Genomic DNA, 26,468 nt, shown 5'->3' with positions numbered 1-26,468 from the left:
CAGTTTGAAGAGGAGATATATTATTATCACTAATATATTGATAGTAGGTTTGATTCTTTTTATTATTGTGAAATATGCCAATGATAGAGCCTTAGAGTCAAACCGTGCTTTAGTTGCGTCTTTTGAGAAAATGACTATAACCACAGAACAAATTATTGATAATTATTTAGAGGATGAGCAGCATTTGTGCGATATTTGGTCGAACTATATTAATAGTTTAGCAGATGCAGGAAATCCAATGACTATAGAGGAAGCGGTTTCTTATATTAGAAAAGTTAAAATATCCTCTGAAATATCTGGACATTTAATATATATTGATGATGGATCTTTGCTTGGTATATCTACATCGCCTAGTACAACAAATTCAAATAATTATCAAGTGGATTATTCTCATATATCAATTTTTGATAATTTTGATATTAAGAATTTGGATGGTAAAGTTAACCTAACAAGAGCATATACAAATCCATTAAATGGTGTGCAATCCATTGCATTTTTAAATAATGTTAAGATTCTTGATGAGGAAAAAGGTGTAATTAGAGATGGTCTTATTATTAGAGTTGTGCCAGTAAGCCGTTTAGAGCAAAAGCTCGTTTTTTTAAAGGGCGAATATGAAAAGGTGGAAATATCTATTATTGATTGGGACGGAAATTATATGATTCATGGAAAATCTCTAAAAAATAGCAATTTTTACGAGTATTTTAAATCCTATAATCCTATGTCTAATAAGGAGTTTAATAAGGTTGTGGAAAGTATTCACACGGATATAGCTTCTATGCATATTCGTAATTCAAAAAGTGAGGATTGTGTTATTGCATATACACCTTTAACAAGCTTAGATTCTTGGTATTTGATTGCCTATATTCCTGCTAAGGAATTAACAGATAACAGGTCTGTAGATTGGCTTTTACTTGGAATGACAAGCGTGGGACTTATGATTTTGCTCCACTTTAATTTATTAGTGCTTCGTGCTTTTAATCGCAAACTTGAAGTGGCAGCTATAGCTGCAAATCAGGCAAATGAGGCTAAATCACAGTTTTTATCAACTATGTCCCATGATATTAGAACACCTATGAATGCCATTATTGGCATGAACGAGATGATTCTTAGAAATAGTCATGATGAAGAAATTTTGACATATGCCAACAATATAAAAATGGCAGGTACCACCTTACTTGCTATTATTAAGGACATATTAGATTTTTCAAAAATCGAAGCTGGCAAGATGGAACTTGTGTTGGAAAGTTATAATTTCGTTTCGTTACTAAATGATTTGGTTAATATGGTTACGTGTAAGGCCGAGGAAAAAGGGCTTTTCTTTGAATTAAATGTGGATAGAAATATTCCAAAGGTGTTAATTGGCGATGAAATAAGAATAAAGCAGATTATTACTAATATTTTATCAAATGCCGTGAAGTACACAAAAGAAGGAGGCATAACATTTACTATTACAAGTACTAAATCTGATAAAAGACAAGATGAAGTAAGTTTACATGTGGAAATTAAGGATACAGGAGTAGGTATAAAAAAAGAAGATTTGGACAAGCTCTTTATTGCCTTTGAGCGAATTGAAGAGAAGAAAAATCGAGATGTTGAGGGAACTGGACTTGGAATGGCAATTGCACAGAGTTTTCTTAATATGATGGGAAGTAAGATTTATGTAGAAAGTGAATATGGAGTTGGTTCTGTTTTTTCCTTTGAATTAAGGCAGAAAGTTGTTGATTGGGAAGCGATAGGGGATTATGATGAGGCCTTTAAGCAGTTTAGAAGTGAACAAAAGGCGTATAAAGCCAAGTTTGAGGCTCCAAAAGCGAAAATTCTTATTGTTGATGATACAGAGATAAATCTTAAGGTTTTAATTAGCTTGCTTAGAGAAACAAAAATTCAAATTGATACTGCAGATGGTGGAGATGCCTGCATAAGTAAGTTTAAGACAAAACATTACGATATTATTTTTCTAGATCATATGATGCCAGGTAAAGATGGAATTGAAACCATTAAGGAAATGAGAACATTAAAGGACACGGCTAATGAGAATACACCAGTGATTTGTCTTACGGCTAATGCAATTTCTGGAATGCGTGAAAAATACATAGAGGCAGGTTTTGATGATTATCTTACCAAACCTATAGATACAGTTAAGCTTGAAAATATGATTTTAAATTATTTATCAACTGATTTAGTAGTGCTTAATAATGAAGATAAAAGGACTGAGAGTTTTACTGCTCCACAAAATATTTTAGTAATTAATAAAGATCTTGGGGTTTTGAGAAAAATCAAAGAGTGGCTAGAAGATACAGGAAATATTGTGCTTGTTAAATCTGAGGAACAGGCTATTAAATATTTAGAAAATCATGAGGTTTCTTTAATACTTGTGGATAAAGAAATGAGGCTGGAAGAAAGCTTTGATGACGTTAAATTACTATCTCGAGATTTTAAAGAAATGGATAAGGATGAACTTATTGATCTGATAAAGGAATTTTTATAGGAATTTTTATAGGAATTTCTTATGGGGTTTCTATTAGTTTTGCTAGAAAGGAGAGCGTATGGGGAGAACTGTTAAGAGAATCGTTAGTGTGGTTTTTGCAGCAATTTTGCTAGTTTCTGTCCCTAGCTGTAAAAAGAGTAATAGTGAAAGTAAAGAATTTAGGCCTAAGTATGACGCTAATATAAATTATAAGATTTCTGTTGTGGGAACATATGCTAATTTTGAATCTTTAGAAAGTGAGTTTGAAAGATTCTATTCTTATTATCCAAATGGGGAAATTGGATATACTTACCTTGACGATTACAGAAATACAATAGGTCCGGCATTGGCAGGCCAAGAGCCTCCTGATATTTATGTGGTACAACCATGGATGTATGGAAATGAACAATTTGCAGATTTATTTAATAATGCCAAAGATCTCTCTGATGAAAAATTAGATATAGATCTTGATTGCATAAGAGAAGGGGTTAGTTGGGAGATGGAGGATGGTCAAATCTTGACATTACCAATTTTTGCCACATCCTATGGCATGCTAGTAAATATGGATATTTTTGAAAAAGAAGGGTTAAAAGTGCCAGAGACCTACGGGGAATTATTAGACGTAAGTAAAAAGTTAAAGGCAGCAGGATATGAATCTCCAGTTATGGGTGCCAATACCATGACAACTCCAGGAATAGGCTACACCTTTGCTTATCCTATGTTTGCTAAGACTGTAAAGGATGATAGAAGCGTTGAAGATGCCCTAAATAACCTTGATCCTTTAGCTGGTGAAACAATGAGAAATTCTCTTACAAGATTAAAGGAGTTCGTGGATTCAGAATGTATAGATATAAATAAGTGTAGTAGAGAAATAGAAAATGACTACGATGCAGTAATTATGCGATTTTTTGAGGGCGATGTTCCTATGATGTTGTGCTCAGGAGATGTGGTCTCAGGCACAAAAAAGCGTGAAAGCAAGTCAGAAGCATTTTCAAACAATCCATTTAAATATGATTTTTACATAGCACCTTCAGGGGATGATGGTGGTTACTACATGGATTCAATTTCTATTCTGTTTTGTGTAAATAAAAATAGTGCAAATATTGATATGACAAATGAATTTATACGATTTTTAACAAGTCAGAAAGAGCTTGGACTTATGGCCCAAGAAAAAAGGTTGATTACGCCTACTAAAGATTATTCCCTTGATGAGGTGTACGCTTCTCTTTCGGGCTTCCCAGATAATCGAACCATTAGTTTTAGAGACACGGAAATTTTTGATACAACAGTAAAGCAGTTTAGGGCAGCAGCCTACGCAGTCATAAATAATACTATGACAGTAGATGAAGCAGTAGAAAAATACGGAAGCATAGCTGTAAAGTGATAGCTTGTGTTGTGAAGTATAAAAGGCATTGAAATATAAGAAAGGTATAAAAAGAAGCTGTTAGAAAAGTTGCATTGCTAATAAGGCTTGATAATTTCTCTAAGATCTTGTACTAGGGAGATGGCCTCATCGTAGTCAAGATTTGAAACTAGATTTGACAAGTTTTCAAATTTACTGCTGATTTCTTGGCTGCAGTTGTAGCTTAGAACTTGCTTAGTAAGTTCTTCCGCATCGGCAAGATTAAAGTCATTAAGGGCGTAAACTAGATTATCCAATAGGGAAAGGATTGAGTCTTTGTTAAATTCCTTTTTGGCTGTTTCTTTTGTTAGAGCAAAAGGTTCAAGATAAGGTTTTAAAGCGCGAAAAGACTCTATAATGCCAGGGGCAATTTCTTTAATTTGTTTTAGTTGCTCATTTTTTCCTAGTTTTTCAAGAGTTAAGAAATCCTCGCTAAGGGCAGTTGCACCAATCATGCGGCAGATGGTCTTAAGAGAATGAACTGTAATTGTGAAATCCTTGAGATTAGCATTTGCAAGAAAATCTTCTGTTTGCTTGCTTTTTTCATCTATAAGTTTGTAAACATCACCAAGAAGCTCTAAGAAAAGCTCCTTAGAACCTGAAGTTGCAATAGCTTTATTTGTATCAATACCTGGAATATTAATTTCTTTGCCTATATTATTCATAGAAAATTCCTCCATGGAAATTACGCTTTTTTTAAGTATATCATATTGAAAAGAATTAGAGAGGGGGTAAGCTTATGATTTCTCAAATAATCGTTGTTGATGATGATTCTATAATTTTAAAAAAAGCTTGGAAAACCTTGACTGATGCTGGATTTAAGGCTGTTGCTTTGAAATCTGGAAAAGCATTATTAGAATACATGCAAGATCATTTGGCTCCGGATTTAATTTTAATGGATATAAATATGCCGGAAATGAGCGGCTTTGATGTAATAAAGGAGCTAAAAAGAAGTCAAATTTCTTGGGCTGACACACCTGTAATCTTTTTGACTGCTGAGGAAGATGAGGAAATAGAGACACAAGGCTTGCTACTTGGTGCTATGGATTTTATTAGAAAACCATTTGTTCCAAGCGTGTTAGTTCTTAGGGTGAAGCATGCCATTGAACTTGTAAAACTTACAAATAATCTTTGGAGCATGGTAGCTGAGAAGACTAGAGAAAATGAGAGTTTATTTTTACATGTGGTTGAATGCCTTGCAGATGCAATTGATGCTAAGGATAATTATACAAAGGGTCATTCAGGAAGGGTGGCAGCATATTCTAAGGAAATCGCAAGGCGTTATGGTTATGATGAAAAACAGCAGGAGAAAATCTTTATGTTGGGCCTCCTTCATGATGTTGGCAAAATAGGTGTGCCAGATGAAGTAATAAACAAGCCAGGAAGACTCAATGATGAAGAATTTGCCTGCATAAAAAAGCATCCTGCCATAGGCTACAAAATTCTAAGCAATATCAAGGAAATGCCAGAGCTTTCTCTCGGTGCAAAATTCCATCATGAAAGATATGATGGTAAGGGATATCCTGAAGGAATATCAGGCGGAGATATTCCAGAAGTAGCAAGAATTATAGCAGTAGCCGATGCTTATGATGCAATGACAAGTAACCGCAGCTACAGAAATGCCCTCCCACAAGAGAAGGTGCGCGAAGAAATTAAAAAAGGCAAAGGTACTCAATTTGACCCTCAATTCGCAGATATTATGTTGGATATAATAGATGATGGAAGTAGTAATGAAGGGGATAATAGATGATGGAAGTAGTATATGATGGAGATAATTGACAATTAGGTGTATATTGGGTAATAATGTAGGTGTGTGGTTAATGTTACGTTCTTTAAGAAACCACAAATCTTAAAAAATCTAGAATTTTGCTGTCCAAAGAGAGAAAGAAGGAAAGAAAAGCACAGCAGAAATCAAGAAAACCCCCAAATTGTTGTACAAACAGGAATAAAAGAGAGGTGAAGCACAGCAGAAATAAAAAAACAAGAGGAATTGCTGTCCAGACAGAGAAAGAAGGAAGGAAAAGCACAGCAGAAATCAAGGAACAAGAAAAATTGCTGTCCGGACATAAGAGAAAGGAGAACATAAGAGAAAGGAGAAAATATGAGGAATCAAAAGCAAAATATGATAACAAGCTACACAAGCCTGTATTTTGAAGCTAAAAAGCGATATACTGAATTGCTTCAAATTAAGTCCATGAAAGAAAAAGAGCTTGAAAAGGCACCGCCAGGAAAGATTCATATAAGTAAAACAAAAAAGGGAGTTCAGTTTTATCTACGAACGCATACTAAAGAAACGACTGGAAAATATATTTCAAAGGCGGATAAATCAACTATTGGACGATATTTACAAAAAGCGTATGATGAAAAAATCACTAAATTAGTTAATATAGAAATTAATAGTTTAAAGAAATTTCTTGTCAAATCAGAGAATTCTATAAGCAAGATTCAAAATGCTTATTCTAATAATCCCATAGAAGTTAAAAATTATATAAAAGCAATTGATATGTCAGATGAGGATTTTGCTAATAAGTGGCTAAGTATCCCGTATAAAGGTAAAGCTATTTCGGATTATGTTCCGTATTTTGAGACTAGGAGAAAGGAAAGGGTTAGATCCAAGTCAGAGCTTAATATAGCGAATGCTTTATTAGATTTTGGGGTGCCATATAAATATGAATGTCCTTTACATCTTAAGAATGGAATGACTATTTATCCAGATTTTACAATTCTTGATGTAAAGAAGAGAAGGGTAATTTATTGGGAACATAGGGGAATGATGGATGATAAGGAATATGCAAAACACGCAGTTAATAGACTAAAATTAATGTTGCAGGAAGGCTTATTTATTGGAGAAAATGTGATTATCACTGAAGAGACAGGTTCAACTCCATTAGCTAGCAATGAAATAAAAGCAGTTATTAGCAAATATTTAGGCGCCTAGAAGCTTGCCAAGATAAAGCCCATATAATGGTGTAAATTCAAAAAATAAAAAGAGCCAAGAGCTCATCTTTCAGTTAAAATTAAGTTACCACACAAAACATAATTGAAAGGATGAACACTATGGCTCAATTATATTTTACATTAGATTATGATTTTTTTGTAGGACTTTTCTCAGAAACTAAAGATGAAGCTTTTGGAAAGCTCATGGAAGCTTTGCTAAATCAGGTACTTTTAGCAGAATCTTCCGAACAATTAGCTGCTGAATTAAGAGACATGTTTAATTCAGCAACAGTTGAAGAAGCTAGACGCTTAAAATCAAGACAATTCTATAGTCCAAAAAGATAATCCCTACACTTCCTCCGGAATAATCCTAAAGATCAAATCATGTTCCATAATAGCTTCCGCATGTCTTACAAAAAAGACTCTTCCTTTTTTCTTAGCTTTTATGACTTCTAGTTTTTCTGCAGTATAGGGACTTAGGATTTCTGCTATTTCTTCATTTTCAAGAACTAGATCTCCAGCTTTTGCAATAGGTATAAAAAGACCTGCTGCCTTTGTTTGAATTGTAAGCATGTCATATTCTTCAACAAAACTTGTCTTTGTGCCAAACTCACCTTCGTAATCTATAAAGCCTTTTTTAGCCATAAATCTTAAGATGGCCTCTAGGGCAATGTTTGCATTTTCCTCATCCAGACGCTCAGTGGCCTTGGTGTAAACCGAAAAGGCATCTGTTTCAAAAACCTGCCAATTATAGTTAAGTGTGGTGGTGTCGTAAGGCTTTGGCTTTCTTAAAACTAGATAAGGTAGGCCAAAAAGATAGCCATCATCAGGGTTTGTGTAGCCTGTATTCATAAGGCGCACATGGGGTAAAAACTCCCCGGCAATGTAAAAGCTAGCCAGCTGAATTCCATACTGATAGCCTTTTAGTTCCCTAAAAATGCTGTCCGCAAGGCGCTGTGTAGTCTCGCCCTTATCATAGCCTGGAAACATTCTATTAATATCTGTGTTATCCACGGGCCAAAAACGTTTGCCCACATTCATGGAAAACTGGCTAGCAGAAGGGATTACTAAGATTCCGTAGTCCTTATTTAGATTCCCTTCGGCCTCGATTTTTGTAAGAGTCTTAACAAGCTTTGCGCAAATATACATTTGCTGAAACTCGTCACCTCGCATGGCGCCCATAATGGCTAGGGTCTTTTTGTTACTACCAAATCTATAACCATAAACTGGAATTGCCTGCCTGTAGGGCATGGCGTTTACCTCAAATAATGTTTCTTGTGTCATTTTTTTACAAACCTCCTAGTACTCTTGCAATTAGGGAACCGTTGTAAACGATTGGATATTCCCTTAAAGTAAAGACCAAACCGCTTACCGGGCTTTTAAGTTCCTCTTTTATAGTCCCATCAAGGGAATCCACAACAGCCCCTATGATTTCGCCTTTTCTAACCCTTCTACCGTGATTAATGTAAGCAATAAAAAGACCAGATTCATTGGCGTTTATAAATCCAACATGCCCGTCAGTACTAACTATTGGTGGTTTTATAGGTGCCTCATCACCATCCCACATGTCCATTTTTTTCATAGTTGCCATAATGCCATCAATTAGCTGATCACCATAATCCTTAGTAATTCTCATGCCTACCCCCATCTCTACAACAAGAGTTGGAGTGCCTGCCTCATTCAGACTGTAGGCTAGGGTGCTCTCTAAAACTGTTGCTGCCTGATGAACCCAAACAAAGTCCATATTCATATGTCTTGCAAGAGGTAGCAAGGTCTTAACCGAATTTTCATTTATTCTAATCTGAGGAATTTCCCTTAAGAAAATGTTACTAGCGTGGATGTCTATACATAGATCCGCTCCACAAATATCTTCATAAATCTTTTTTACCATATAATCAAAGCCTGAAGAATGGGAGCTTCCCGGAAACATCCTGTTCATATCTAAATCATAACCTGGTAAACCTCTATAAATTGTGCTGATTCCCAGAGGATTATTAGCGGGGTAAATGTCAACAATGCCGTGAAGTTTAGATTTATTTTTTTCTAAAATCTTATTAAGCATAAAACTGACATATTGCCCCTCTAATTCATCTCCGTGGGTTCCTGTTACAATACATATCCTCTTTCCATTATCTTTAGCCTCTCCCTTAATTCGATTCCTTGGGATTGCTAATTTTTCACCTACTGGCAATCCTAAACTAACTACGTTACTAATCATCTATAAACTCCCTTTTTAGGCAAGCAAAGCTTCCTTTAATTTTGTCACCTCCATATAGACCGACTGTCTTTGAAGCACATCACCATTAAAGATGCCCCTTTGAATTGGGCAATCATTATAATCCCTGCCTATGCAAAATTTTATGTAGCCCTCATCTACAAAACAGTTTCTAGTTGGATCAAAGCCATACCAATAACCCTCATTCCAAATTTCTACCCAAGCATGTGTCTCACCCTCACCAATTGTAATTCCACACACATACCTTGCAGGAATCTTTGAAAGTCTACAAAGAGTAAGCATTAAATGTGCATAATCCTGACAAACTCCCTTTCTTCCCTTAAAGCTATCAGCAGCTGTAGTAAAGATACATGTTGTGCCTGTTTCGTAAATCATATAATCATAAACTGCCTTTGAAATAATCTTTGCAGCTTCATAATGATTTGAAGGTAGATTTAAATTTTTATGAAAATTTATTATCTCCGGACTAGCCTTAGTAAGCTCCGAGGGATAACGATAAGAAGGTAAAGGTTTTTCAAAAGACTTTTTAGAATCGTCTCGAATCACAGTTCCTATAACCTTATAAGTCAAGGAATCATGGCCTCCATCAATCCTTCCTGTATAAACTGTATTGCCAAAACCATCCTTTAAATACTGTCCCCCAGTTACAATAGGGGAATTTGTGTGCATTAAATCCAGCACTTTTTGTCCTTTTTCTTCAATCGGAAATGCTCTCAGTAAAAAAGCATGATTAGTCACATCCCCTGAAAATTCCACCTTTGTTTGATAGCTAAATCTTAATGTTGTCATAAACATCCCTCCCTACAAAACTACAAGGTTTTCAACTGCTTTTAACAAATCCTCATCTGAAATATTTAGCTGATTTTCATTACCATATAAATAAATTCGTCCAAGGGACATAGCATTAGTCTGAAGGCCGGATTTATGCAGCCTGTTTAGCATTTTCTTCAGCTCTTTTGCTACATTTTCCAAATTATAACCAAGACGTAGATAAAGGCTTAACCTCTCAATGCTAATGCCTGTTTTAATAATGTTTCTTACAAATTCCTCTTCAATAAAATCATCACAGCTTCCTCTAAAAGCCATAACATCATCCACAACCCATTGGAGCTCCACACCCGGTGCGCTGTCAGTCTTTCCAAGCTCCAGAGCATTTACAGCCATCTGAATGTAGGCCAGGGTTTTTGAACTTATGGTTTCTCTTAAAACCATGCCGTTAGCTAGCATCTCCTCTGCTGCATGTCTTAAGGAAAATGCATTCTCCTTATCAAAGATGTATTCCTGTATGAAAGCTTCTGGGCTCTCATAGTCTGCTGGGATACCCATTTTCTCGCAGTAGTCCTTATAATCGATGGCCGCTCCATCAATCATGCTGTCATACCAATACATCATGTACTGAGTTGTGGATAAGACGCGCTCGCAATAACGCCCAAGCCAATATAATCTATTAGTTTTAGTTAATGAGACATAATCCATGTATCCTTAAAACCTCCTCCTTGAGATGAGTTAACCACGAAGCTGTCTGGGTTTCTTGAAAATCTAGTCAAACCGCTAGGCCAAAGCTTTGTCTTTCTGCCTGCTAAGACGAATGCTCTTAAATCCGCCTTTCTATCCACAGTTTCGCCACCTTCTACAATAGGCAAATCCTCGAAATCTATAACTTCCTGAGCTATAAATCTTCTAGGTTCCTTCTTTATTTTTTCAATAAATTCTTCTTTTCTTGCCTTAGTTAATTCTCTTGCAAATACAACGCCGTAGCCTCCAGCTTCTGCTACATCTTTAATTACAAGTTTGTCAAAATTTTCCAATGTGTAATTTAAGTCCTCCTTGTAAAATGGCAAATAAGTAGGAGCGTTATCAAGAATTGGCTCCTCATCAAGATAATATTTAATCATCTTTGGCACGAAGTAATAAATTCCCTTATCATCGGCAACTCCATTGCCTGGTGCATTTAAAATAGCCACATTTCCTGCCCTGTAGGACATCATAATTCCCGGAATTCCAATTAAGGAATCACTTCTAAAAGTAAGTGGGTCTAAAAACTCATCACTTATTCTTCTATAAATGGCGCCAACCCTTACAGGGCCTTTGCTAGATTTGTAGTAAAGCATATTATTTTCCACAAACAAATCATCAAATTCAGCCAACACTGCTCCCGACTTTTCTGCCAAAAAGGAATGCTCAAAATAAGCTGCATTAAACCTTCCTGGTGTGTAAATAACGTTAATTCCGCCTTTATTTACGTTATCAAAAGTCTCCTTTAAAAGCTGTCCATAATTTCTGTTATCCACCACTTCGTTGTTTCTGAAAGTATCTGGTGAACATTTTCTACAAAGGCTCCTAGCAATTAGGGGATATGAGGCTCCTGAGGGAATTCGAAGGTTGTCCTCTAGGATGTACCATTTTCCATCTTTTCCTAAAACTAAGTCAATACCTGAAATATGACTGTGAATCTTCTTTTCTGGTGAGAAATTCTCGCATGCCGATAAATAACCTGGCGACCTATAGACAAACTCCTCTGGTATAATTTTGTCCACTAGAATTTTCTTATTATTGTAAATGTCATTAAGAAATGCATTTAGCGCTGTCACTCTCTGAATTAGCCCCTTTTCAAGTTTTTCGTAGTCTGGGGCTGTTATTTTTCTTGGAATAGGATCAAATGGAAAAAGGCGTTCCAAAAACTCCCCGTCCTTATAAATGCCAAACTTAACACCATATCTTGCCATCTGATTATTAATCTGGCTCTTGTGATTTAACAATCTCTCCATACCATTCCTCCTATCCTTAAACAAAAAAGCCCAGACCTCTATCTTGGTCTGGACTCCTTCGTCTTTATTAAATAAAATATGAAATTTGATAACAAAAAAGGCGCTTCGATATTGAATCGAAACGCCTTTGTTTGTTAAGGAAAGTATACGATATAGAATTTGATTGTGTCAATGATTTTTTAACTCAGTCGGAGAATAGGTCAAGATTTGATAAAACTCTTTACTTTTTGGTTAGTTATGACTAACATGTAATTAGATGGGGAATTTTACATCTAAATACTGTTATAGATTTGGCGCATTTTAAAAATCGCCTTATCTGGAGAAAATTTAGACAAAATACCAAAGATAGGCTGGATGGCAGTGGCAATTATGTTAGGTTCAATGTTTATGTATATTTTAGCTCTAATGTGTACTCATATTGCAGCTTTTCATATACAAGCAACAATGAGAGAGAAACTAATGAAACATATCTTAACACTGCCTCTTATATCTAATGAGGGAGTGGAGTATGTTCGAGAAATTCCAGTAGTTAAGACCTTTGGCCAGACTGTTTTTAGCTTTAAGAGATTTAGTAAGGCTATTGATGATTACACAGATTGGGCTATTACTTATACCAAAAGTATGACAATGCCTATGGTTAAATATATGACTGCTATTAACTCTGTTTTCGTAGCTTTAGTTGTGGCAGCATACATTTTTTCAACTAAGGGAGTAAGCCAAGAACTTGTGCTAAACATGATGTATTACATAATTATCACTCCTCTTTTGACAGTTGCTATGACAAAGTTAGTTTATTCTGGGGAGCAGGAGATGACTTTAGTGGATGCTATTGAAAGAGTGGATAAGATTTTAAATACGGAATCTCTTGATAATGAGGGCAAGCAAGAAATGCCTAAGGATTGTAGCATTAGTTTTAAGGATGTCAGTTACAGATATGCTAATGCCAAGAGAGAAGCCCTTAGAAGAGCCCAGTGTATGGATATTATTAATAAGTTACCAAAGGGTATAAATACTGTGATTGGAGAGAAGGGAACTTACCTTTCTGGAGGTGAAAGACAGAGAATCTCCATAGCTAGAGCTTTTTTAAAGGATGCTCCTATTATTTTATTAGATGAGGCCACAGCTTCTCTAGATGTGGAGAATGAAACATTAATTCAGGAGGCTTTATCTAGCTTAATTAAGAATAAGACAGTAATAATTATTGCTCATAGAATGCGTACTGTTGAGGCTGCAGATAGAATCGTTGTTTTAAAGGATGGACGTGTATTAGAAAATGCATCTCCAAAGGAATTGTTATCTAGAAAAGATAGCATGTTTGCTCATATGAGAGAAGTTCAGCTACAGACTTCTAATTGGAGGTTGGCTTAAGGTTTCTATAAATTTTACATGCTAACTTTAAAGTTATAACTGTCATGGCGATAGCTTAAGGCTATCGCCTTTTTTTAACAGTTATATTATGAGGCAAATAATTGCATTTTTACTATAGTTATTTTAGAATATAAATATATGAAATAAGTTCGTGGAGGATAATTTATGGAGACGATTTATCAGCAGGCAGAGATTATTCTTAGATACATAGTAGAGTTTTCAACTCTTTTATTAGAGCTTTTTGGCATATGTATTCTGGTTTACACGGCTATTAAAAGCTTTATTTATTGGCTAAAGAAGGATGATAGTATAAGGTTAATTTTAGCTCAAGGAATTGCTCTAGCTCTAGAATTTAAGTTAGGTGGCGAGGTTTTAAGAACGGTTGTGGTTCGTGAATGGGCAGAACTTGGAATACTCGGCGCAATTATACTTTTAAGAGCCGCTCTTACATTTTTAATACATTGGGAAATTAAGAATGAGAAGAAGGAATTAGAGGAGCCAAAAAACTAGTATAGTGGTTCGTTGAATAGTAGCAATAGCACACAGTCTACTTCACCAAAGACCGGGGATCCATATGATATCAGAGTATGGTATTTGCTTCTTCTAGCTTCTCTTGGCGGACTTGGATTTTGGAGCTTTCAAAGAAGAAAAAAGTAAATGACTAAAACATTTGGGGGGATTTATATGATTAATAATGATGAGATGTTAGATTATATCTATAATGAGTCAGTATTTTTTAGTGAGCACGTAGATCTAGATAGACTATGCAGATTCTATGATGAAATTACAAAAACACAATTCCTTAGTTGGGAAAACAAACTTTTTTTATGGAATCAGCTGTCAAGATGGTCATTTGTTACTAAGGAATATAGTATTCCATTGGTTATGAAATATAATTGGGATTTATTAAAAGAAATAGATATGAAATTTAAAGAAGCTTTTTATGAAGAAAATGTATTTGATAAGCCAGAAAAAAGAATTGCATTTTCTAAGAGAAATAAGGATTTAGTTGTCATTATAACATCCCAGCTTATTGCAACGGGACATGGCCCAACAAAATCAGCTCTTGATAGGGCTGCTTGTTTACAAGATCTTGGCAAAACAGTAATTATAGTTAATACAGCAGAATTAATGACGATGGTAGGAAGTATTCCATTAAAAAATCTCTTTTTAGCAACTTATCGTGAGGATAATTTAGAAAAAACAAGTATTGAATGGAAAGGACATGTGATTCCTTATGTTCAATGTGAGCCCAATATGCCAAGCATTGAAGTAGTAAGAGTTTTATATAAAACTATAGCTGAGTTAAAACCTGCATTTGTAATGGAAATTGGTAATTCTAGTTTACTAGCAAATTGCATAGATGATCTAATTCCAGTAGTTTTTATTTCCATGGGGCCAAGCCTTATAACTCCTTGTATATGTTCATATCACACAAGAAATAGAGATTATACTACAGAGGAAAAGGAACTATTAAAATATGTAGGAGTTGATTATGATAGATTTTTCCCCTTGCCATTTACCTTTAGTATTAAAGAAGCGAAAAATATATATAAAAAGTCAGATTTAGATATAGCAGAAGATGTATTTGTATCTGTAGTTGTAGGAGCAAGATTATCCTTAGATGTTAATAAAGAATTTTTAGACTTTTTAGAAAAATTTGCATCAGATAAACACTATATAGTATTTTTAGGATTTTGGGATAATTATGAAGATGTAAAAAAAGAAAGACCAGACCTTTTTAAGTATGTTAGATATCTTGGTATTCAAGATGATGTAACTGGAATTATGAGAGCTTGTGATTTATATATTAATCCTTATAGGAGAGGCGGAGGAACATCAGTGGTTGAAGCTATGGCACAAGGACTAGTGGCTCTTGCCATAGATTATGGTGATGTAGCATATAATATTGCTCCTGAATTCTTATGTAAGGATTATGATGAAATGTTAGATAGAATAAAAATTCTTACAACAGATAAAGATGAGTATAATAAGGCTAGAGAAATTGCATTAAAAAGGGCAGAGTATATGTTGGATACTAAGAACGCCATGAAGAATTTGTGTGACATGATCTATGAAAGAGAATTTACAAGCGAAAAAGATTGATTTTAAGACGATAGCTTAATAGCCGCAATAAGTATTTCTTATCACTTATGATAAAATATAAGAATTTTTCAAACCCTTCCTTGAATGTTAGGATAAATCTAACAAAACAATTACTTTATAAGTTAGATAAGAGAAGGGAGAATGATTATGAGCAATTATAAATTTGAAACATTACAATTACATGTAGGTCAGGAAGAGGCAGATCCAGTAACTAATTCAAGAGCAGTACCAATATATCAGACAACATCTTATGTTTTTAATAACAGCCAACATGCTGCTGATAGATTTGGACTTGCAGATGCAGGAAATATTTATGGAAGATTAACAAATTCAACACAGGATGTTTTTGAAAAAAGAATAGCAGCATTAGAGGGAGCTAGTGCGGCTCTTGCCTTAGCATCTGGTAGCGCAGCAATAAGCTACACAATACAAGCACTTGCAGCAGGAGGAGGTCATATAGTAGCTCAAAAGACAATTTATGGAGGAAGCTATAATTTACTAGCCCATACATTGCCACAGTTTGGAATAACAACAACATTTGTAGATGCCCATAATTTAGATGAGGTGCAGTCAGCAATTAAGGACAATACAAGAGCAATTTATCTAGAGTCCCTTGGAAATCCTAATAGTGATATTCCGGATATAGATGCAATTTCTAAGATAGCTCATGAACATGGAATTCCAGTAGTTGTAGATAATACATTTGGAACACCATATTTGCTTAGACCAATAGAGCATGGTGCAGACATAGTAGTACATTCAGCAACAAAATTTATTGGAGGCCATGGAACAACTCTTGGCGGTGTAATAGCTGAGTCAGGAAAGTTTGATTGGAAGGCAAGTGGAAAATATCCTAATATTGCAGAAGCAAATCCAAGTTATCATGGAATATCTTTTGCAGATGCAGCAGGACCAGCAGCATTTGTAACTTATGTTAGAGCTATTTTACTTAGGGATACAGGTGCAACAATTAGTCCATTTAATGCATTTTTGTTATTACAGGGAGTAGAAACACTTTCTTTACGTCTTGATAGACATGTGGAAAATACTAAGAAAGTTGTGGATTATCTAAAGAATCACCCAAAGGTTTTAAAGGTAAATCATCCATCTTTAAGTGTCCATCCTGACCATGAACTTTATAATAGATATTTCCCTAATGGAGGAGCATCAATTTTTACATTTGAAATAAAGGGTGGCAAGGAAGAAGCATGGAGATTTATTGATAATCTTAAGATTTTTTCTCTGCTTGCTAATGTGGCAGATGTGAAAAGCTTGGTTATTCATCCTGCAACAACAACTCATTCCCAGTTATCTAAGGAGGAATTATTAGATCAGGGAATTAAGGAGAATACTATTAGACTATCAATTGGAACAGAGCATATTGATGATATTATAGCTGATTTGGAAAATGGATTTGCAGCAGTTTAGCAAGGAGGACATTATGGAATCAATTCTTATTTTTGGAGATTCAAACACCTGGGGATTGGTTCCAGGTTCTTATAAAGAGGCAAAGCCAAGGAGATATTCCAAGGATATTAGGTGGACAGGAATTCTTCAGCAAAAATGTAATGATTTAAAAATAATAGATGATGGACTATGTGGAAGAACTACTATTTTTGAAGATAAGTACCGTAAAGGTAGAAAAGGTGTGGATTCATTGCCATCAGTTTTAAAAAAAGCCTGGCCAATTGACGGAGCAGTTATTATGCTTGGAACTAATGACTGTAAATGGGCATATAAGGCTAACGCTGATAAAATTGGAACAGGAATAGAGGCTTGCCTTGATGAAATAGAAAAATATGTAATTAGAGACAAGATATTATTAATATCGCCAATCTATTTAGGAGATGATGTGTGGAGGGAGGATAAAGATCCAGAATTTAACAAAAGTTCTATAGAAGAAAGTAAAAAATTAAAAAATGTATATAAAAAAATCGCCCAAACTAGAGGAATACAATTTTTGGCAGCTTCAGATTATGCAAATCCTGATGCAAGAGATGAAGAGCATTTAAATGAGGAGGGACATAAAAACCTAGCAAGAATAGTTTATCAAAAATTCCTAGAAATGAATTTCATAATTTAGTTCGTGTTGACAAACAAAAAGCTTGAAATGTATACTGATTACACCATGAACTTATCCGGATGCAGCACATGCATCCGGTTTTTTGTGTTTGCGCGCCATGGGCGCGCTCTAACGGGTTAAAATCCCGAACACGACTAGCAGCTAATAGATGCTTGCTTAATTGATAGTTTAGGAGGAATTATGTTGAGTCTAATTTTTGATAGTGTGTTACTAGGAGCTGGTTTAGCGATGGATGCGTTCTCAGTGTCCATTGTTAATGGCCTTAATGAGCCTCATATGAGGAGAAGAAAAAGCTTTGGAATAGCTGCAACATTTGCTTTATTTCAGTTTATAATGCCAATAATTGGATGGACTTGCGTTCATACAATAGCGGAAACTTTCAAGGAATTTCAAAAATTAATTCCTTGGATTGCTCTCGTACTTCTTTTGTACATCGGAGGTAAGATGCTTATAGAAGGAATAAAGGATTCTCTTACAGGTTCAAGTGAAGCTTCTGATAAAGCAAGCGAGATGGTCTGTCTTGGAAAAATGACCTTAATCATTCAGGGAATAGCAACATCTATTGATGCCTTATCTGTAGGATTTACTATATCTGGATACGATTTTTTAGAGGCTTTCTTATCATCAATTATAATAGCCATAGTAACATTTGTAATATGTATTTTTGGACTTATTTCAGGTAAAAAATTTGGCGAAAAACTATCTAATAAGGCAACTATCTTAGGGGGATTAATTTTAGTATTTATAGGAATAAAGGTCTTTGTGGGAGCCCTATAAAATGATGGTGAATTAGAAACAAATGATGAAGATAATACCGATGTTTAGGTTAGATAAAGTGCAACTTAAACATCGGTAATTTTTTACGATTAGTGATAAGAAATTCTTATTTTAGCCTACAGTAGAATTATGTTTTTTACGATATTGACTTGGTGTCATATCCATTTCTTTTTTAAAGAGCTTAACAAAGTAGTTACTGTCAGCTATACCAACAGATTCGCTGATTTGCTGAATGCTTTTTTGACTGCTTTCTAGAAGTTGACAAGCTTTAGTAACTCTTACTTTTCTTAGATATTTTCCAGGAGTTATGTTTAATTCTTTTCTAAACAGAGTTAGAAGATAGCTCTTGGAAATAGACATCTTATCTGTTAATAAATCAAGTGTAATATCATCCTGGTAGTAGTTCTCAAGATAGTAAATTGCGTTATTAATAACAGCGCTATGTTTGTTAGTATTAAGCTGCATAATAGCTTCGCAGAATTCCTTCACCATTTCTTTCTTGTAATCAAGAATTTTTTCAATATCTGTTTCTTCAAGTGTAAGTTTAGTATTTTTAGATGAAATCTTATCTATAACATATACTGGTAAACCAGCTTTAAGGGCTGCAATTCTTAGGGTTGTTCTAGTAATTGCGCAGCCTATTCTTTCATTTTCTAATGTGGAACCAATTCTTTTTATATAGCTTACATCCTGCTGCATCTTAGATAAGTAGTTAAGGGCAGCCTCGCTATCACCCTTAGTTACGCAGTTAAAGAAGCTTTTTTCATTGTCATATCGAAGTTGTAGAAGATTAACAAAGTTCTCTCTATCTTCTTCATAAAATAAGAGCTGGCTTTCGTCTTCAAAAAAGCTAGGCTTCTTAATTCTACGACCTGAGTATTCGGAATCATTAGTTTTAAGGAAAGATGTAGCTATATGGACTGCCATATCTTCTGAAATCGTTGGAAATAGATTTCTGTAACGTAGATAAATATTCACATTTAGATCCTTTATGTTATTTTGTTCTAACACTCTTAATGCGTCTTGCTTTGTATGAATAAGTGGTGTGAAAGGCCCTAAAATATATAGTTCATCATCAAGAAGAAAAACAAGCATTGAAATGTTAAAAACATCAGTTAATACATAGATTGTATTGGCATCCATGTTGTCTTTCATAGTCATGATAGCATCAGCACTAAAAATCAATTGCACTCTATGTATCATATTTTTTTTGCCAAATCTTGCGGCTTCTTCTTTGGTGTTAATCCTATAAAATCCAATATTATAGAGTTCTCTTATGAGTTGTAAATTGTTGTCAGTAAGTTCGTTTTTCATAGTATAATCCTTTATATATTATATTGTGGAATAAAAACAAAAATATTCTACTAATATGAATAACTTTGTTCTATAACTATTTTACAATAAATGTTATCTTATTACCATAAAAATTCATTGAATTGGGAGGTTTTTATGGAAACTAATAACTTGGGCAAAAGCCAAAAATACATGAAAGAAGGGGGAATACATTTTGCACCTCTTTGGAGAATAATAGGATTCTCCGGTGCTAATATGGCAGGTAATCTTTATATGGGATTAACAATGATTATGTCCTTCTATCTTAATGGCTATGTAGGTATGGCTGTTATTTTGGCTTCTAGTTTTTCAACAATAACACGTCTTTGGGATGGTATAACTGATCCAATTGTAGGTTTTTTTGTTGATAAGTTTAAGGGAAATAAGTACATTGGAAAAACTAGACTTTGTTTAATTATGGGTGGATCTCTTTTGTTATTTAATAGTTTTCTAATGTTTAATGTTACAGATAGATTGCCAGCTGGTCCTATTAGACCTGTATTTTTCATATTTTTTACAGCGATTTATTATATTGGATATACATTTTTAAATGTATCAAATCATGTGGGATATGTTTGCTTAACAAATGATCCTGCACAAAGAAACATTTTATCAATCACAGGTACAATTTTTGTTAGAGTTATGAGAGCTGTAATGCAGATGGTTACTGCTGCATTAGCTGTTAAGTATGGCTCAATTAGAAGTGCTTTATTTTTCCATGAATATTGGGGAATTGTGGCAATTATAGCAACAATCGGTATTGTGATTTCTTATATTTGTATTATGCCAAAGGATATTCCAGAGTTCTCTGTAATTAAGAACAATAAGGCTTCAAAGGTAAAATTTAGAGATTATCTAGATATTCTAAAGCACAACAGACCGCTACAAATGATGATCGTAGCAAGAGCTACAGATCAGTTTTCTAATACTTGTAAGACAAGTGCAATTACACTTGTCCTTTATGGAATAGTAGTTGCCAACTATAAGCTTTCAGGCGGTTGGACACTATACACAACTATTGTTGGGCTTGTAATGATGACATTTGGAATCGGAGCCATTGGTACTAAGCTTGGTTTAAAGAAGGCTATGCAAATTGGTTCTTGGGGAGTGATTTTTCTTGACACAGTTGCTATTTTAATTTGGATTTTTATGGACCCTAAGACACTTTGTTTACCAGGTTATGTTAATGGTTATGGTCAGGCGTTTAACGGCTTTAGTGCATTTACAATATGCTTATTTATTGTAACTGTAATTGGTGGCGGATTCCAAATGATTACAAGTTCAATAGTTAATCCTATGATTGCAGATGTTAACGATTATGAAGCTGCTCGTTCAGGAAAATATAAGGCTGGTATGATTGCAACATTATTTTCATTTATGGATAAGTTAATTTCATCTTTTGGCCCAACTTTTGTAGGCATTGGATTTGCAATAATTGGCTTTAAGCATGCATTCCCAGACCTTAATACAAGCTATAGCACAAGCTTACTTGCAATTGCTCTTATTTTTAATTATGGATTAGAGCTTGTTGGTGCAATTTTTAATATTATAGCAATGAAATTCTACGAGCTTACACCTGAGAAGATGAAGGAAGTTAAAGAAACAATTTATGAAATGAGGAAATTAAATGAATAAATTATCATTTAATAATGGTTGGGAGTTTACAAAAGTTAATAGTATGTCAATGGATACAAGCCTTGAAAAATCTGAAATTGTGAACTTACCGCATACATGGTATAGCAATGACGATTACTACAGGGGTATGGCAAAATATTCAAAAAAATTGTTAATAAATGACAATTGGAAAAATGTATTTATTGACGTTGAGGCAGCAGACCAACATGCTTATGTTTATGTGGATAATGTTTTGTTAACAGAGCATAAAGGTGGATATAGTGCCTTTAGATGCCAAATTCCAGAGGAAATTTATAAGGATAAAAAAGAGGTCGAAGTAAGCATTTATGTAACAAATGCACTTGATGAAACAATCTCTCCCTTAGTTGGAGATTTTACGATTTTTGGCGGACTATATAGAGATGTTAATATTCTTTACACAGAGCATGACTCATATTTTGATCCTTGTTATTATGGAACAGATGGGGTGATTGTTAGAACGAGTCTTAAAGAGGATTACGGTCTAGTGGATATTGAACTGCACACCAAGACAAAGCAGGATGATAGACTAGAGACAATTATAAAGGCAGCAGACGGAACAATTATTTATAGTTACGTCTGTGAGATAAGAGAACACATTCAGGCACAAATAAAGAATCCTATATTGTGGAATGGTAAGAAAAATCCATATTTATATACTGTAATTACTAGACTTTATTCAGCTGGTGAATTAGTTGATGAAAAAATTACAAAAACTGGCTTTAGATGTGTAGAGATTGATTCTAATAATGGCTTATTTTTAAATAATGAGCACATTAGAATTAACGGAGTTTCTAAGCATCAGGATGTGGGAGAAAAATATAGCGCAGTCGTAAATGATGACATTTTAAATGATTTTTCTTTAATTGATGAGATAGGAGCTAATTCTATTAGATTGTCCCATTATCAGCATAGTAGCTTTACATATGAATGCGCTGATAAGAAGGGATACTTAATATGGGCTGAAATTCCTATGCTTAAAATGACACAGAATGAAGAATTACTTGATAATGCTAGGGAACAACTAAAGGAATTAATCCTACAAAATATTCATCATCCTAGTATTTACTGCTGGGGTATCCAAAATGAAATAGGTATGTTTAGAGATGCTCCATATATGTATGAAGACCTAATAAAATCCAAGGAATTAGTTAAGAGTCTTGATAGTCAAAGACTAGTTAGTGCAGCTAATCTCTACACTGTTAAATTTAAAAGTAAGCTTAATGAGACAACAGATATGATAGGCTACAACGTATATTTTGGTTGGTATTATGGGAAAATGCAGGATTATAGTAAATACCTTGATAAGTTCCATGAGGCTAGGCCAAATCTAGCTATTGGTATGAGTGAATATGGGGTAGACTGTAATATTGGGCTTCATTCAAATAATCCGCAAGTTAAGGATTATTCAGAGGAATATCAGGCTCTATATCATGAAACTGTTTATAAGATATTTGAGACTAAGCCATATTTATGGGGCAGTTATGTTTGGAATATGTTTGATTTTTCAAGTGCCATAAGACAAGAAGGTGGCCTAGATAAAGTTAATGGAAAGGGCCTTGTAACTGCAGATAGAAAAATAAAAAAAGATGCATTCTATTATTATAAAGCTAAGTGGAGCAAGGAGAAATTTGTTCATATTTGTTCTAAAAGATTTGTAAATAGATTAGAGGATACTATTGATATAAAAGTATTCACTAATTGTGAGACTGCCACTCTCTTACTTAATGGAAGGGAGTGCATTGAGGCAAGTAACAATGGAAATGCAACAATTATTTTTGAAAATATAAGACTAGAAAGCCGGGTTAATGATATCACTGTTATAAGCGGAGATTGTAGTGACAGCGCAAGTTTTGTTAAGGTTAAGGAAGAAGATAAATCTTATAGGCTTGAGACTGAAACTGCTGGAACTAGCGTAAAGAACTGGTTTTTAAAGGATGACGATTTAACTAAGGAAGGTTTTTATTCTATTAAAGATACAGTTAATGACCTAATTGAGAATAAGGCTACTTACGAGATACTAAAGAAGTATATTCCAGATATTTTAGAAATGATTTTATCAAATGAAGATTTTCCTCTAGGTCTTGCATTGCAAAGTGTAATAAATAGGGCAAAACCTGAAAATTTGGATATTAACCTATTTAACAGCGAATTAAATAAAATAGAAGTTGAGTATTAGTAAAATCCCTCTCTACTGGATTCCTAGTGGAGAGGGATTTTATTATTTAGGTAGTTTTTTTTCAATTATGTGTTAAACTACATTCATACACTTTTATAAAAATGTATTGAGGGGTTTTTGTTAGGCTTTGAGGAGGAGAGCGTAATGAATAAAGATAATCAGTATCTTAAGATACTATCAAAACAGTTTACTAATGTGGCAACTACTGCAACAGAGATTATTAATTTACAGTCTATTTTAAGTTTACCTAAGGGAACGGAGCATTTTTTATCTGATATTCATGGAGAACATGAACAGTTTGCTCATGTTTTAAAAAATGGTTCTGGAGCGGTTAAACGTAAAATCGATGATGAATTTGGAAATATTTTATCTGAAAGAGAGAAGAAGGAATTAGCAACTTTAATCTATTATCCAGAAGAGCGAATCCGAATGATAAAGAAGCAGACTACATCAGGTTCACTTGATGACTGGTATATTGTAATGATTAATAGACTTATTAGAGTATGTAAGGCTTCCGCAAGCAAATATACTAGATCTAAAGTGAGAAAGGCGCTTCCTAAGAATTTTGCATATGTAATTGAAGAACTTATAACAGGACGTAGAGACCTAGGAGATCAGGAGGCCTATTATAATGAAATAATTCATACCGTAATTCGTCTTGGTAAGGCACCGGATTTAATTATTGCTTTATCTAAAACCATTAGTCGTTTTGTTATTGATCATCTTCATATTGTTGGAGATATATATGATAGGGGTCCTGGTCCACATATATGCATGGATACACTTATGAACTATCACAGCGTGGATATTCAATGGGGTAATCATGACATTGTGTGGATGGGTGCTGCAACAGGAGAGTTAACATGCATAGCAACTGTCCTTAGATTTTCAGCTAGATATGGCAACTTAGCTATTTTAGAAGATGGTTATGGAATTAATTTACTACCTCTTTTTAAATTTGCAATTGATACTTATAAGGATGATCCTTGCGAATGTTTTAGATTGCACTATCGTGAAGGTGAGTATGACTTATCCAATGCACAGATGGACCGAAAAATGCATAAAGCTATTGCAATTATTCAATTTAAACTTGAAGGTCAGATGATAAAGAAACATCCGGAATTTTTAATGGATGATAGACTTTTACTTGATAAGATTAACCATAAATATGGCACAATTAGAATTAATGGAAATGATTATAAGCTTCTTGATAATAATTTTCCAACAATTGATCCTAAGAATCCTTATGAGCTTTCGCCTCGAGAGGCAGAACTTATGGAGAAATTAAAGGCTGCATTTATTAATTGTGAGAAATTGCAGGAACATGTTCGCTTTTTGTATCGCAAGGGTAGTCTTTATAAGGTTTATAATAATAACCTCTTATTTCATGGATGTGTGCCTTTAAATAACAAGGGCGAGTTATTAGAAGTTGAACTTTGTGGACATAAATTTAAGGGAAAGGCTCTCTACGATGAGCTTGAAAAGCTGCTAAGAAAGGGCTACTATAGCATTGATCCTGAAGAAAAGCAGCTAGGAATGGACATGCATTGGTATACATGGTGTCACAAGAATTCTCCTGTTTTTGGTAAGGATAAAATGGCAACATTCGAGCGATATTTTATAGAAGATAAAAATACACATGTAGAAATTAAGAATCCATATTATACATGGTATGATAAGGATGAAACAGTAACAATGATTCTAAAGGAATTCGGTCTTGATTCCCCAGAAAGTCGTATAATCAATGGCCATGTTCCTGTTGAGGCAAGAAAGGGAGAACTTCCGGTTAGATGCGGTGGTCGTTTAATAGTTATTGATGGTGGATTTTCTAAAGCTTATCAACCTAAGACTGGAATTGCAGGCTATACACTAACATATAATTCATATGGATTTTTACTTGCAGCCCATGAGCCTTTTGAATCTGTAGAAAAGGCTGTAGAAACAGGAAGTGATATTCATTCTGAAACAGTGCTTGTGCAGCATGTGGATCGACGTAAAACAGTTGCTGACACAGACATAGGAAAAGAAGTTAAAGAAAATATTAGACAACTAGAAGAACTTCTTCACGCCTATAGAATAGGTGAATTAGCCGAGAAGGAGTAACTAGGGAGAAATAGTATAGAAGAAAGGATCATGAAGAAATAGGAAGAAGGAAGAACCGGAAAAGAAGGAATAGATGAGTATGGAATTAAGAAGGACGACTACGAAGAAAGATTTTGACATGATAAAGAGCTTATATATCGAGGCATTTCCCAAATGTGAGAGAGCGCCTTTCTTCTTTATAAAGCAAAGAGCTAAAGGTCTACGTGGCGAGTGCTGGAATATTGAAGAAAATGGACATTTTATTGGTATGGCATATGTTATTGGTAATTCTAAATTGGCGTATTTGTTCTATTTCGCAATTAGTAAAGAAATGAGAGGCAAGGGCTATGGAAGCAGAGCCTTGTCCTTAATCATGGATAAATATAAGAATAAGAAATTATTCTTAGCTTTAGAAGATTGGAAGGAAGACTGCGATAATAAGTTACAAAGAATCAAACGTCATGAATTCTATGAAAATTGTGGTCTAATAGATTTACCATATAAATTAAGAGAAGTAAACATGGTTTATTCTGTAATGGGAACTAAAAGGGAAGTTGGAACTGATAACTTCAGACAATTAGCAGATGATTATTTGGGCCGTGTTATTTGTAAGTTTATAAAGATGCGCTTGATAGAAATCAATGAAATACAATCATAGAAACTAAGATAAGCTAAGATAAACTAAGAGTAGTTAAATAAGAATCAAAGAAATACAGATTGGAAAGGGGCTGTGAAAAAATGATTATCTCAATTTTTCACAGCCCCTTTTGTCATACAGTGCTTTACAAATGAAATCTAATTGTGTATATTCAGAATGAAGTCATTTATAATAACCATTCGGTTATTAATTTCCATTAATAAGACAATTTAATAGAAACATGAGGAAATAGTTATATTAGCTTCTGGAAATCTAGCAGGGAAATCTAGCGGGGAAATTATAGTTGGGTTTGGAGATGCGGATTAGGTATAACTATTTAGGTAATTACGGAAGAAGCATGGGAAAGGAGGAAAATTACCGTAGGGAAAGAAATTCAAAAGAAAAGTAGAACAGACCACTTACAGAAAAAAACAGGAAAAG

At 34.3% G+C, this 26,468-nt stretch carries 21 protein-coding genes and 1 pseudogene; 15 read left to right on the top strand and 7 right to left on the bottom strand.

Annotation, left to right across the window (positions count from 1 at the left end; all coding sequences use genetic code 11):
- Positions 1-4 precede the first annotated feature (4 nt).
- Both T537_RS12605 and T537_RS0111790 read left to right on the top strand, forming a co-directional pair.
- Entirely contained in the window at positions 5-2,488 is a 2,484-nt protein-coding gene (locus T537_RS12605) for a response regulator (RefSeq protein WP_155895273.1), read from the top strand.
- A gap of 58 nt (positions 2,489-2,546) precedes the next feature.
- Positions 2,547-3,851: an ABC transporter substrate-binding protein gene (locus T537_RS0111790; protein ID WP_027438892.1), complete on the top strand. Its 1,305-nt coding sequence runs from the start codon at positions 2,547-2,549 to the stop codon at positions 3,849-3,851.
- Between the two features lie 77 nt (positions 3,852-3,928).
- On the opposite strand, the gene T537_RS0111785 is transcribed toward T537_RS0111790, so the two are convergent.
- Positions 3,929-4,534, bottom strand: coding sequence for an Hpt domain-containing protein (locus T537_RS0111785; RefSeq protein WP_027438891.1), 606 nt, complete (start codon positions 4,532-4,534; stop codon positions 3,929-3,931).
- 74 nt (positions 4,535-4,608) lie between these two features.
- Here T537_RS0111785 and T537_RS0111780 point away from each other — a divergent pair, with 74 nt between their 5' ends.
- The 3 genes and pseudogenes from T537_RS0111780 to T537_RS13285 form a co-directional block, all read left to right on the top strand.
- A complete protein-coding gene (locus T537_RS0111780; RefSeq protein ID WP_034210820.1) occupies positions 4,609-5,619 on the top strand; it encodes an HD domain-containing phosphohydrolase in 1,011 nt (336 codons plus the stop codon).
- Positions 5,620-5,970: 351 nt separating this feature from the next.
- On the top strand, positions 5,971-6,807 hold the full coding sequence (locus T537_RS0111770; RefSeq protein WP_051555054.1) for a hypothetical protein: 837 nt from the start codon (positions 5,971-5,973) through the stop codon (positions 6,805-6,807).
- Positions 6,808-6,926: 119 nt separating this feature from the next.
- Positions 6,927-7,067 (top strand): annotated as a pseudogene (locus T537_RS13285) (IS256 family transposase); the annotation flags it as partial.
- An 87-nt stretch (positions 7,068-7,154) separates the two neighbouring features.
- On the opposite strand, the gene T537_RS0111760 reads toward T537_RS13285, so the two are convergent.
- Genes T537_RS0111760 through T537_RS0111740 form a run of 5 tightly spaced genes read right to left on the bottom strand, consistent with a single transcriptional unit; the run spans position 7,155 to position 11,810 of the window.
- The gene (locus T537_RS0111760; protein ID WP_031558187.1) at positions 7,155-8,090 is read right to left on the bottom strand and encodes a M14 family metallopeptidase; all 936 of its coding nucleotides are present in this window, start codon (positions 8,088-8,090) and stop codon (positions 7,155-7,157) included.
- 4 nt (positions 8,091-8,094) lie between these two features.
- Positions 8,095-9,024 carry a M14 family metallopeptidase gene (locus T537_RS0111755; protein WP_027438887.1) on the bottom strand — a complete coding sequence of 310 codons (930 nt, stop codon included), beginning with the start codon at positions 9,022-9,024 and terminating at the stop codon, positions 8,095-8,097.
- A gap of 15 nt (positions 9,025-9,039) precedes the next feature.
- On the bottom strand, positions 9,040-9,831 hold the full coding sequence (locus T537_RS0111750) for a transglutaminase domain-containing protein (RefSeq protein WP_027438886.1): 792 nt from the start codon (positions 9,829-9,831) through the stop codon (positions 9,040-9,042).
- 12 nt (positions 9,832-9,843) lie between these two features.
- Positions 9,844-10,518 carry an alpha-E domain-containing protein gene (locus T537_RS0111745; RefSeq protein ID WP_027438885.1) on the bottom strand — a complete coding sequence of 225 codons (675 nt, stop codon included), beginning with the start codon at positions 10,516-10,518 and terminating at the stop codon, positions 9,844-9,846.
- Positions 10,500-11,810: a circularly permuted type 2 ATP-grasp protein gene (locus tag T537_RS0111740; RefSeq protein WP_027438884.1), complete on the bottom strand. Its 1,311-nt coding sequence runs from the start codon at positions 11,808-11,810 to the stop codon at positions 10,500-10,502. Before T537_RS0111740 ends, T537_RS0111745 begins: the two co-directional genes overlap by 19 nt.
- 354 nt (positions 11,811-12,164) lie before the next feature.
- On the opposite strand from T537_RS0111740, the gene T537_RS13200 reads away from it, so the two are divergent.
- From T537_RS13200 to T537_RS0111710, 6 genes are all read left to right on the top strand, one after another.
- A complete protein-coding gene (locus T537_RS13200; RefSeq protein ID WP_027438883.1) occupies positions 12,165-13,178 on the top strand; it encodes an ATP-binding cassette domain-containing protein in 1,014 nt (337 codons plus the stop codon).
- A gap of 165 nt (positions 13,179-13,343) precedes the next feature.
- Positions 13,344-13,688, top strand: a complete 345-nt coding sequence (locus T537_RS0111730) for a DUF1622 domain-containing protein (protein WP_031558182.1) — start codon at positions 13,344-13,346, stop codon at positions 13,686-13,688.
- A gap of 174 nt (positions 13,689-13,862) precedes the next feature.
- A complete protein-coding gene (locus T537_RS0111725) occupies positions 13,863-15,284 on the top strand; it encodes a glycosyltransferase (protein WP_027438881.1) in 1,422 nt (473 codons plus the stop codon).
- A gap of 147 nt (positions 15,285-15,431) precedes the next feature.
- Positions 15,432-16,712 carry an O-acetylhomoserine aminocarboxypropyltransferase/cysteine synthase family protein gene (locus T537_RS0111720; RefSeq protein WP_027438880.1) on the top strand — a complete coding sequence of 427 codons (1,281 nt, stop codon included), beginning with the start codon at positions 15,432-15,434 and terminating at the stop codon, positions 16,710-16,712.
- Positions 16,713-16,725: 13 nt separating this feature from the next.
- Positions 16,726-17,367, top strand: coding sequence for a GDSL-type esterase/lipase family protein (locus tag T537_RS0111715; RefSeq protein ID WP_027438879.1), 642 nt, complete (start codon positions 16,726-16,728; stop codon positions 17,365-17,367).
- A 180-nt stretch (positions 17,368-17,547) separates the two neighbouring features.
- The gene (locus tag T537_RS0111710) at positions 17,548-18,144 is read left to right on the top strand and encodes a manganese efflux pump MntP (protein ID WP_031558180.1); all 597 of its coding nucleotides are present in this window, start codon (positions 17,548-17,550) and stop codon (positions 18,142-18,144) included.
- Positions 18,145-18,255: 111 nt separating this feature from the next.
- Here the strand turns inward: T537_RS0111710 and T537_RS12600 are convergent, their stop codons facing one another.
- Positions 18,256-19,458, bottom strand: coding sequence for a helix-turn-helix transcriptional regulator (locus tag T537_RS12600; protein ID WP_051637241.1), 1,203 nt, complete (start codon positions 19,456-19,458; stop codon positions 18,256-18,258).
- A gap of 135 nt (positions 19,459-19,593) precedes the next feature.
- On the opposite strand from T537_RS12600, the gene T537_RS0111700 reads away from it, so the two are divergent.
- The 4 genes from T537_RS0111700 to T537_RS0111685 all read left to right on the top strand — a co-directional run bounded on the left by T537_RS0111700 (position 19,594) and on the right by T537_RS0111685 (position 26,048).
- A complete protein-coding gene (locus T537_RS0111700; protein ID WP_051637240.1) occupies positions 19,594-21,111 on the top strand; it encodes an MFS transporter in 1,518 nt (505 codons plus the stop codon).
- Positions 21,104-23,308, top strand: a complete 2,205-nt coding sequence (locus T537_RS0111695; RefSeq protein WP_031558174.1) for a glycoside hydrolase family 2 protein — start codon at positions 21,104-21,106, stop codon at positions 23,306-23,308. Before T537_RS0111700 ends, T537_RS0111695 begins: the two co-directional genes overlap by 8 nt.
- A gap of 144 nt (positions 23,309-23,452) precedes the next feature.
- On the top strand, positions 23,453-25,411 hold the full coding sequence (locus tag T537_RS0111690; RefSeq protein ID WP_031558171.1) for a fructose-1,6-bisphosphatase: 1,959 nt from the start codon (positions 23,453-23,455) through the stop codon (positions 25,409-25,411).
- A gap of 73 nt (positions 25,412-25,484) precedes the next feature.
- Entirely contained in the window at positions 25,485-26,048 is a 564-nt protein-coding gene (locus T537_RS0111685) for a GNAT family N-acetyltransferase (protein WP_027438875.1), read from the top strand.
- Positions 26,049-26,468 lie beyond the last annotated feature (420 nt).

Origin of the sequence: Lachnospira multipara LB2003, assembly GCF_000702205.1 — a bacterium.
GTDB classification, from domain to species: Bacteria; Bacillota; Clostridia; order Lachnospirales; family Lachnospiraceae; genus Lachnospira; species Lachnospira multipara_A.
Note: the sequence above shows the minus strand (reverse complement) of the source record. Positions and strands in the feature narration are given on the sequence as shown.

Coding starts and splice junctions, on each gene's coding strand:
- T537_RS0111790 (WP_027438892.1), top strand. CDS start 2,547: ATGGGGAGAACTGTTAAGAGAATCGTTAGTGTGGTTTTTGCAGCAATT.
- T537_RS0111785 (WP_027438891.1), bottom strand. CDS start 4,534: ATGAATAATATAGGCAAAGAAATTAATATTCCAGGTATTGATACAAAT.
- T537_RS0111780 (WP_034210820.1), top strand. CDS start 4,609: ATGATTTCTCAAATAATCGTTGTTGATGATGATTCTATAATTTTAAAA.
- T537_RS0111770 (WP_051555054.1), top strand. CDS start 5,971: ATGAGGAATCAAAAGCAAAATATGATAACAAGCTACACAAGCCTGTAT.
- T537_RS0111760 (WP_031558187.1), bottom strand. CDS start 8,090: ATGACACAAGAAACATTATTTGAGGTAAACGCCATGCCCTACAGGCAG.
- T537_RS0111755 (WP_027438887.1), bottom strand. CDS start 9,024: ATGATTAGTAACGTAGTTAGTTTAGGATTGCCAGTAGGTGAAAAATTA.
- T537_RS0111750 (WP_027438886.1), bottom strand. CDS start 9,831: ATGACAACATTAAGATTTAGCTATCAAACAAAGGTGGAATTTTCAGGG.
- T537_RS0111745 (WP_027438885.1), bottom strand. CDS start 10,518: ATGGATTATGTCTCATTAACTAAAACTAATAGATTATATTGGCTTGGG.
- T537_RS0111740 (WP_027438884.1), bottom strand. CDS start 11,810: ATGGAGAGATTGTTAAATCACAAGAGCCAGATTAATAATCAGATGGCA.
- T537_RS13200 (WP_027438883.1), top strand. CDS start 12,165: ATGGCAGTGGCAATTATGTTAGGTTCAATGTTTATGTATATTTTAGCT.
- T537_RS0111730 (WP_031558182.1), top strand. CDS start 13,344: ATGGAGACGATTTATCAGCAGGCAGAGATTATTCTTAGATACATAGTA.
- T537_RS0111725 (WP_027438881.1), top strand. CDS start 13,863: ATGATTAATAATGATGAGATGTTAGATTATATCTATAATGAGTCAGTA.
- T537_RS0111720 (WP_027438880.1), top strand. CDS start 15,432: ATGAGCAATTATAAATTTGAAACATTACAATTACATGTAGGTCAGGAA.
- T537_RS0111715 (WP_027438879.1), top strand. CDS start 16,726: ATGGAATCAATTCTTATTTTTGGAGATTCAAACACCTGGGGATTGGTT.
- T537_RS0111710 (WP_031558180.1), top strand. CDS start 17,548: ATGTTGAGTCTAATTTTTGATAGTGTGTTACTAGGAGCTGGTTTAGCG.
- T537_RS12600 (WP_051637241.1), bottom strand. CDS start 19,458: ATGAAAAACGAACTTACTGACAACAATTTACAACTCATAAGAGAACTC.
- T537_RS0111700 (WP_051637240.1), top strand. CDS start 19,594: ATGGAAACTAATAACTTGGGCAAAAGCCAAAAATACATGAAAGAAGGG.
- T537_RS0111695 (WP_031558174.1), top strand. CDS start 21,104: ATGAATAAATTATCATTTAATAATGGTTGGGAGTTTACAAAAGTTAAT.
- T537_RS0111690 (WP_031558171.1), top strand. CDS start 23,453: ATGAATAAAGATAATCAGTATCTTAAGATACTATCAAAACAGTTTACT.
- T537_RS0111685 (WP_027438875.1), top strand. CDS start 25,485: ATGAGTATGGAATTAAGAAGGACGACTACGAAGAAAGATTTTGACATG.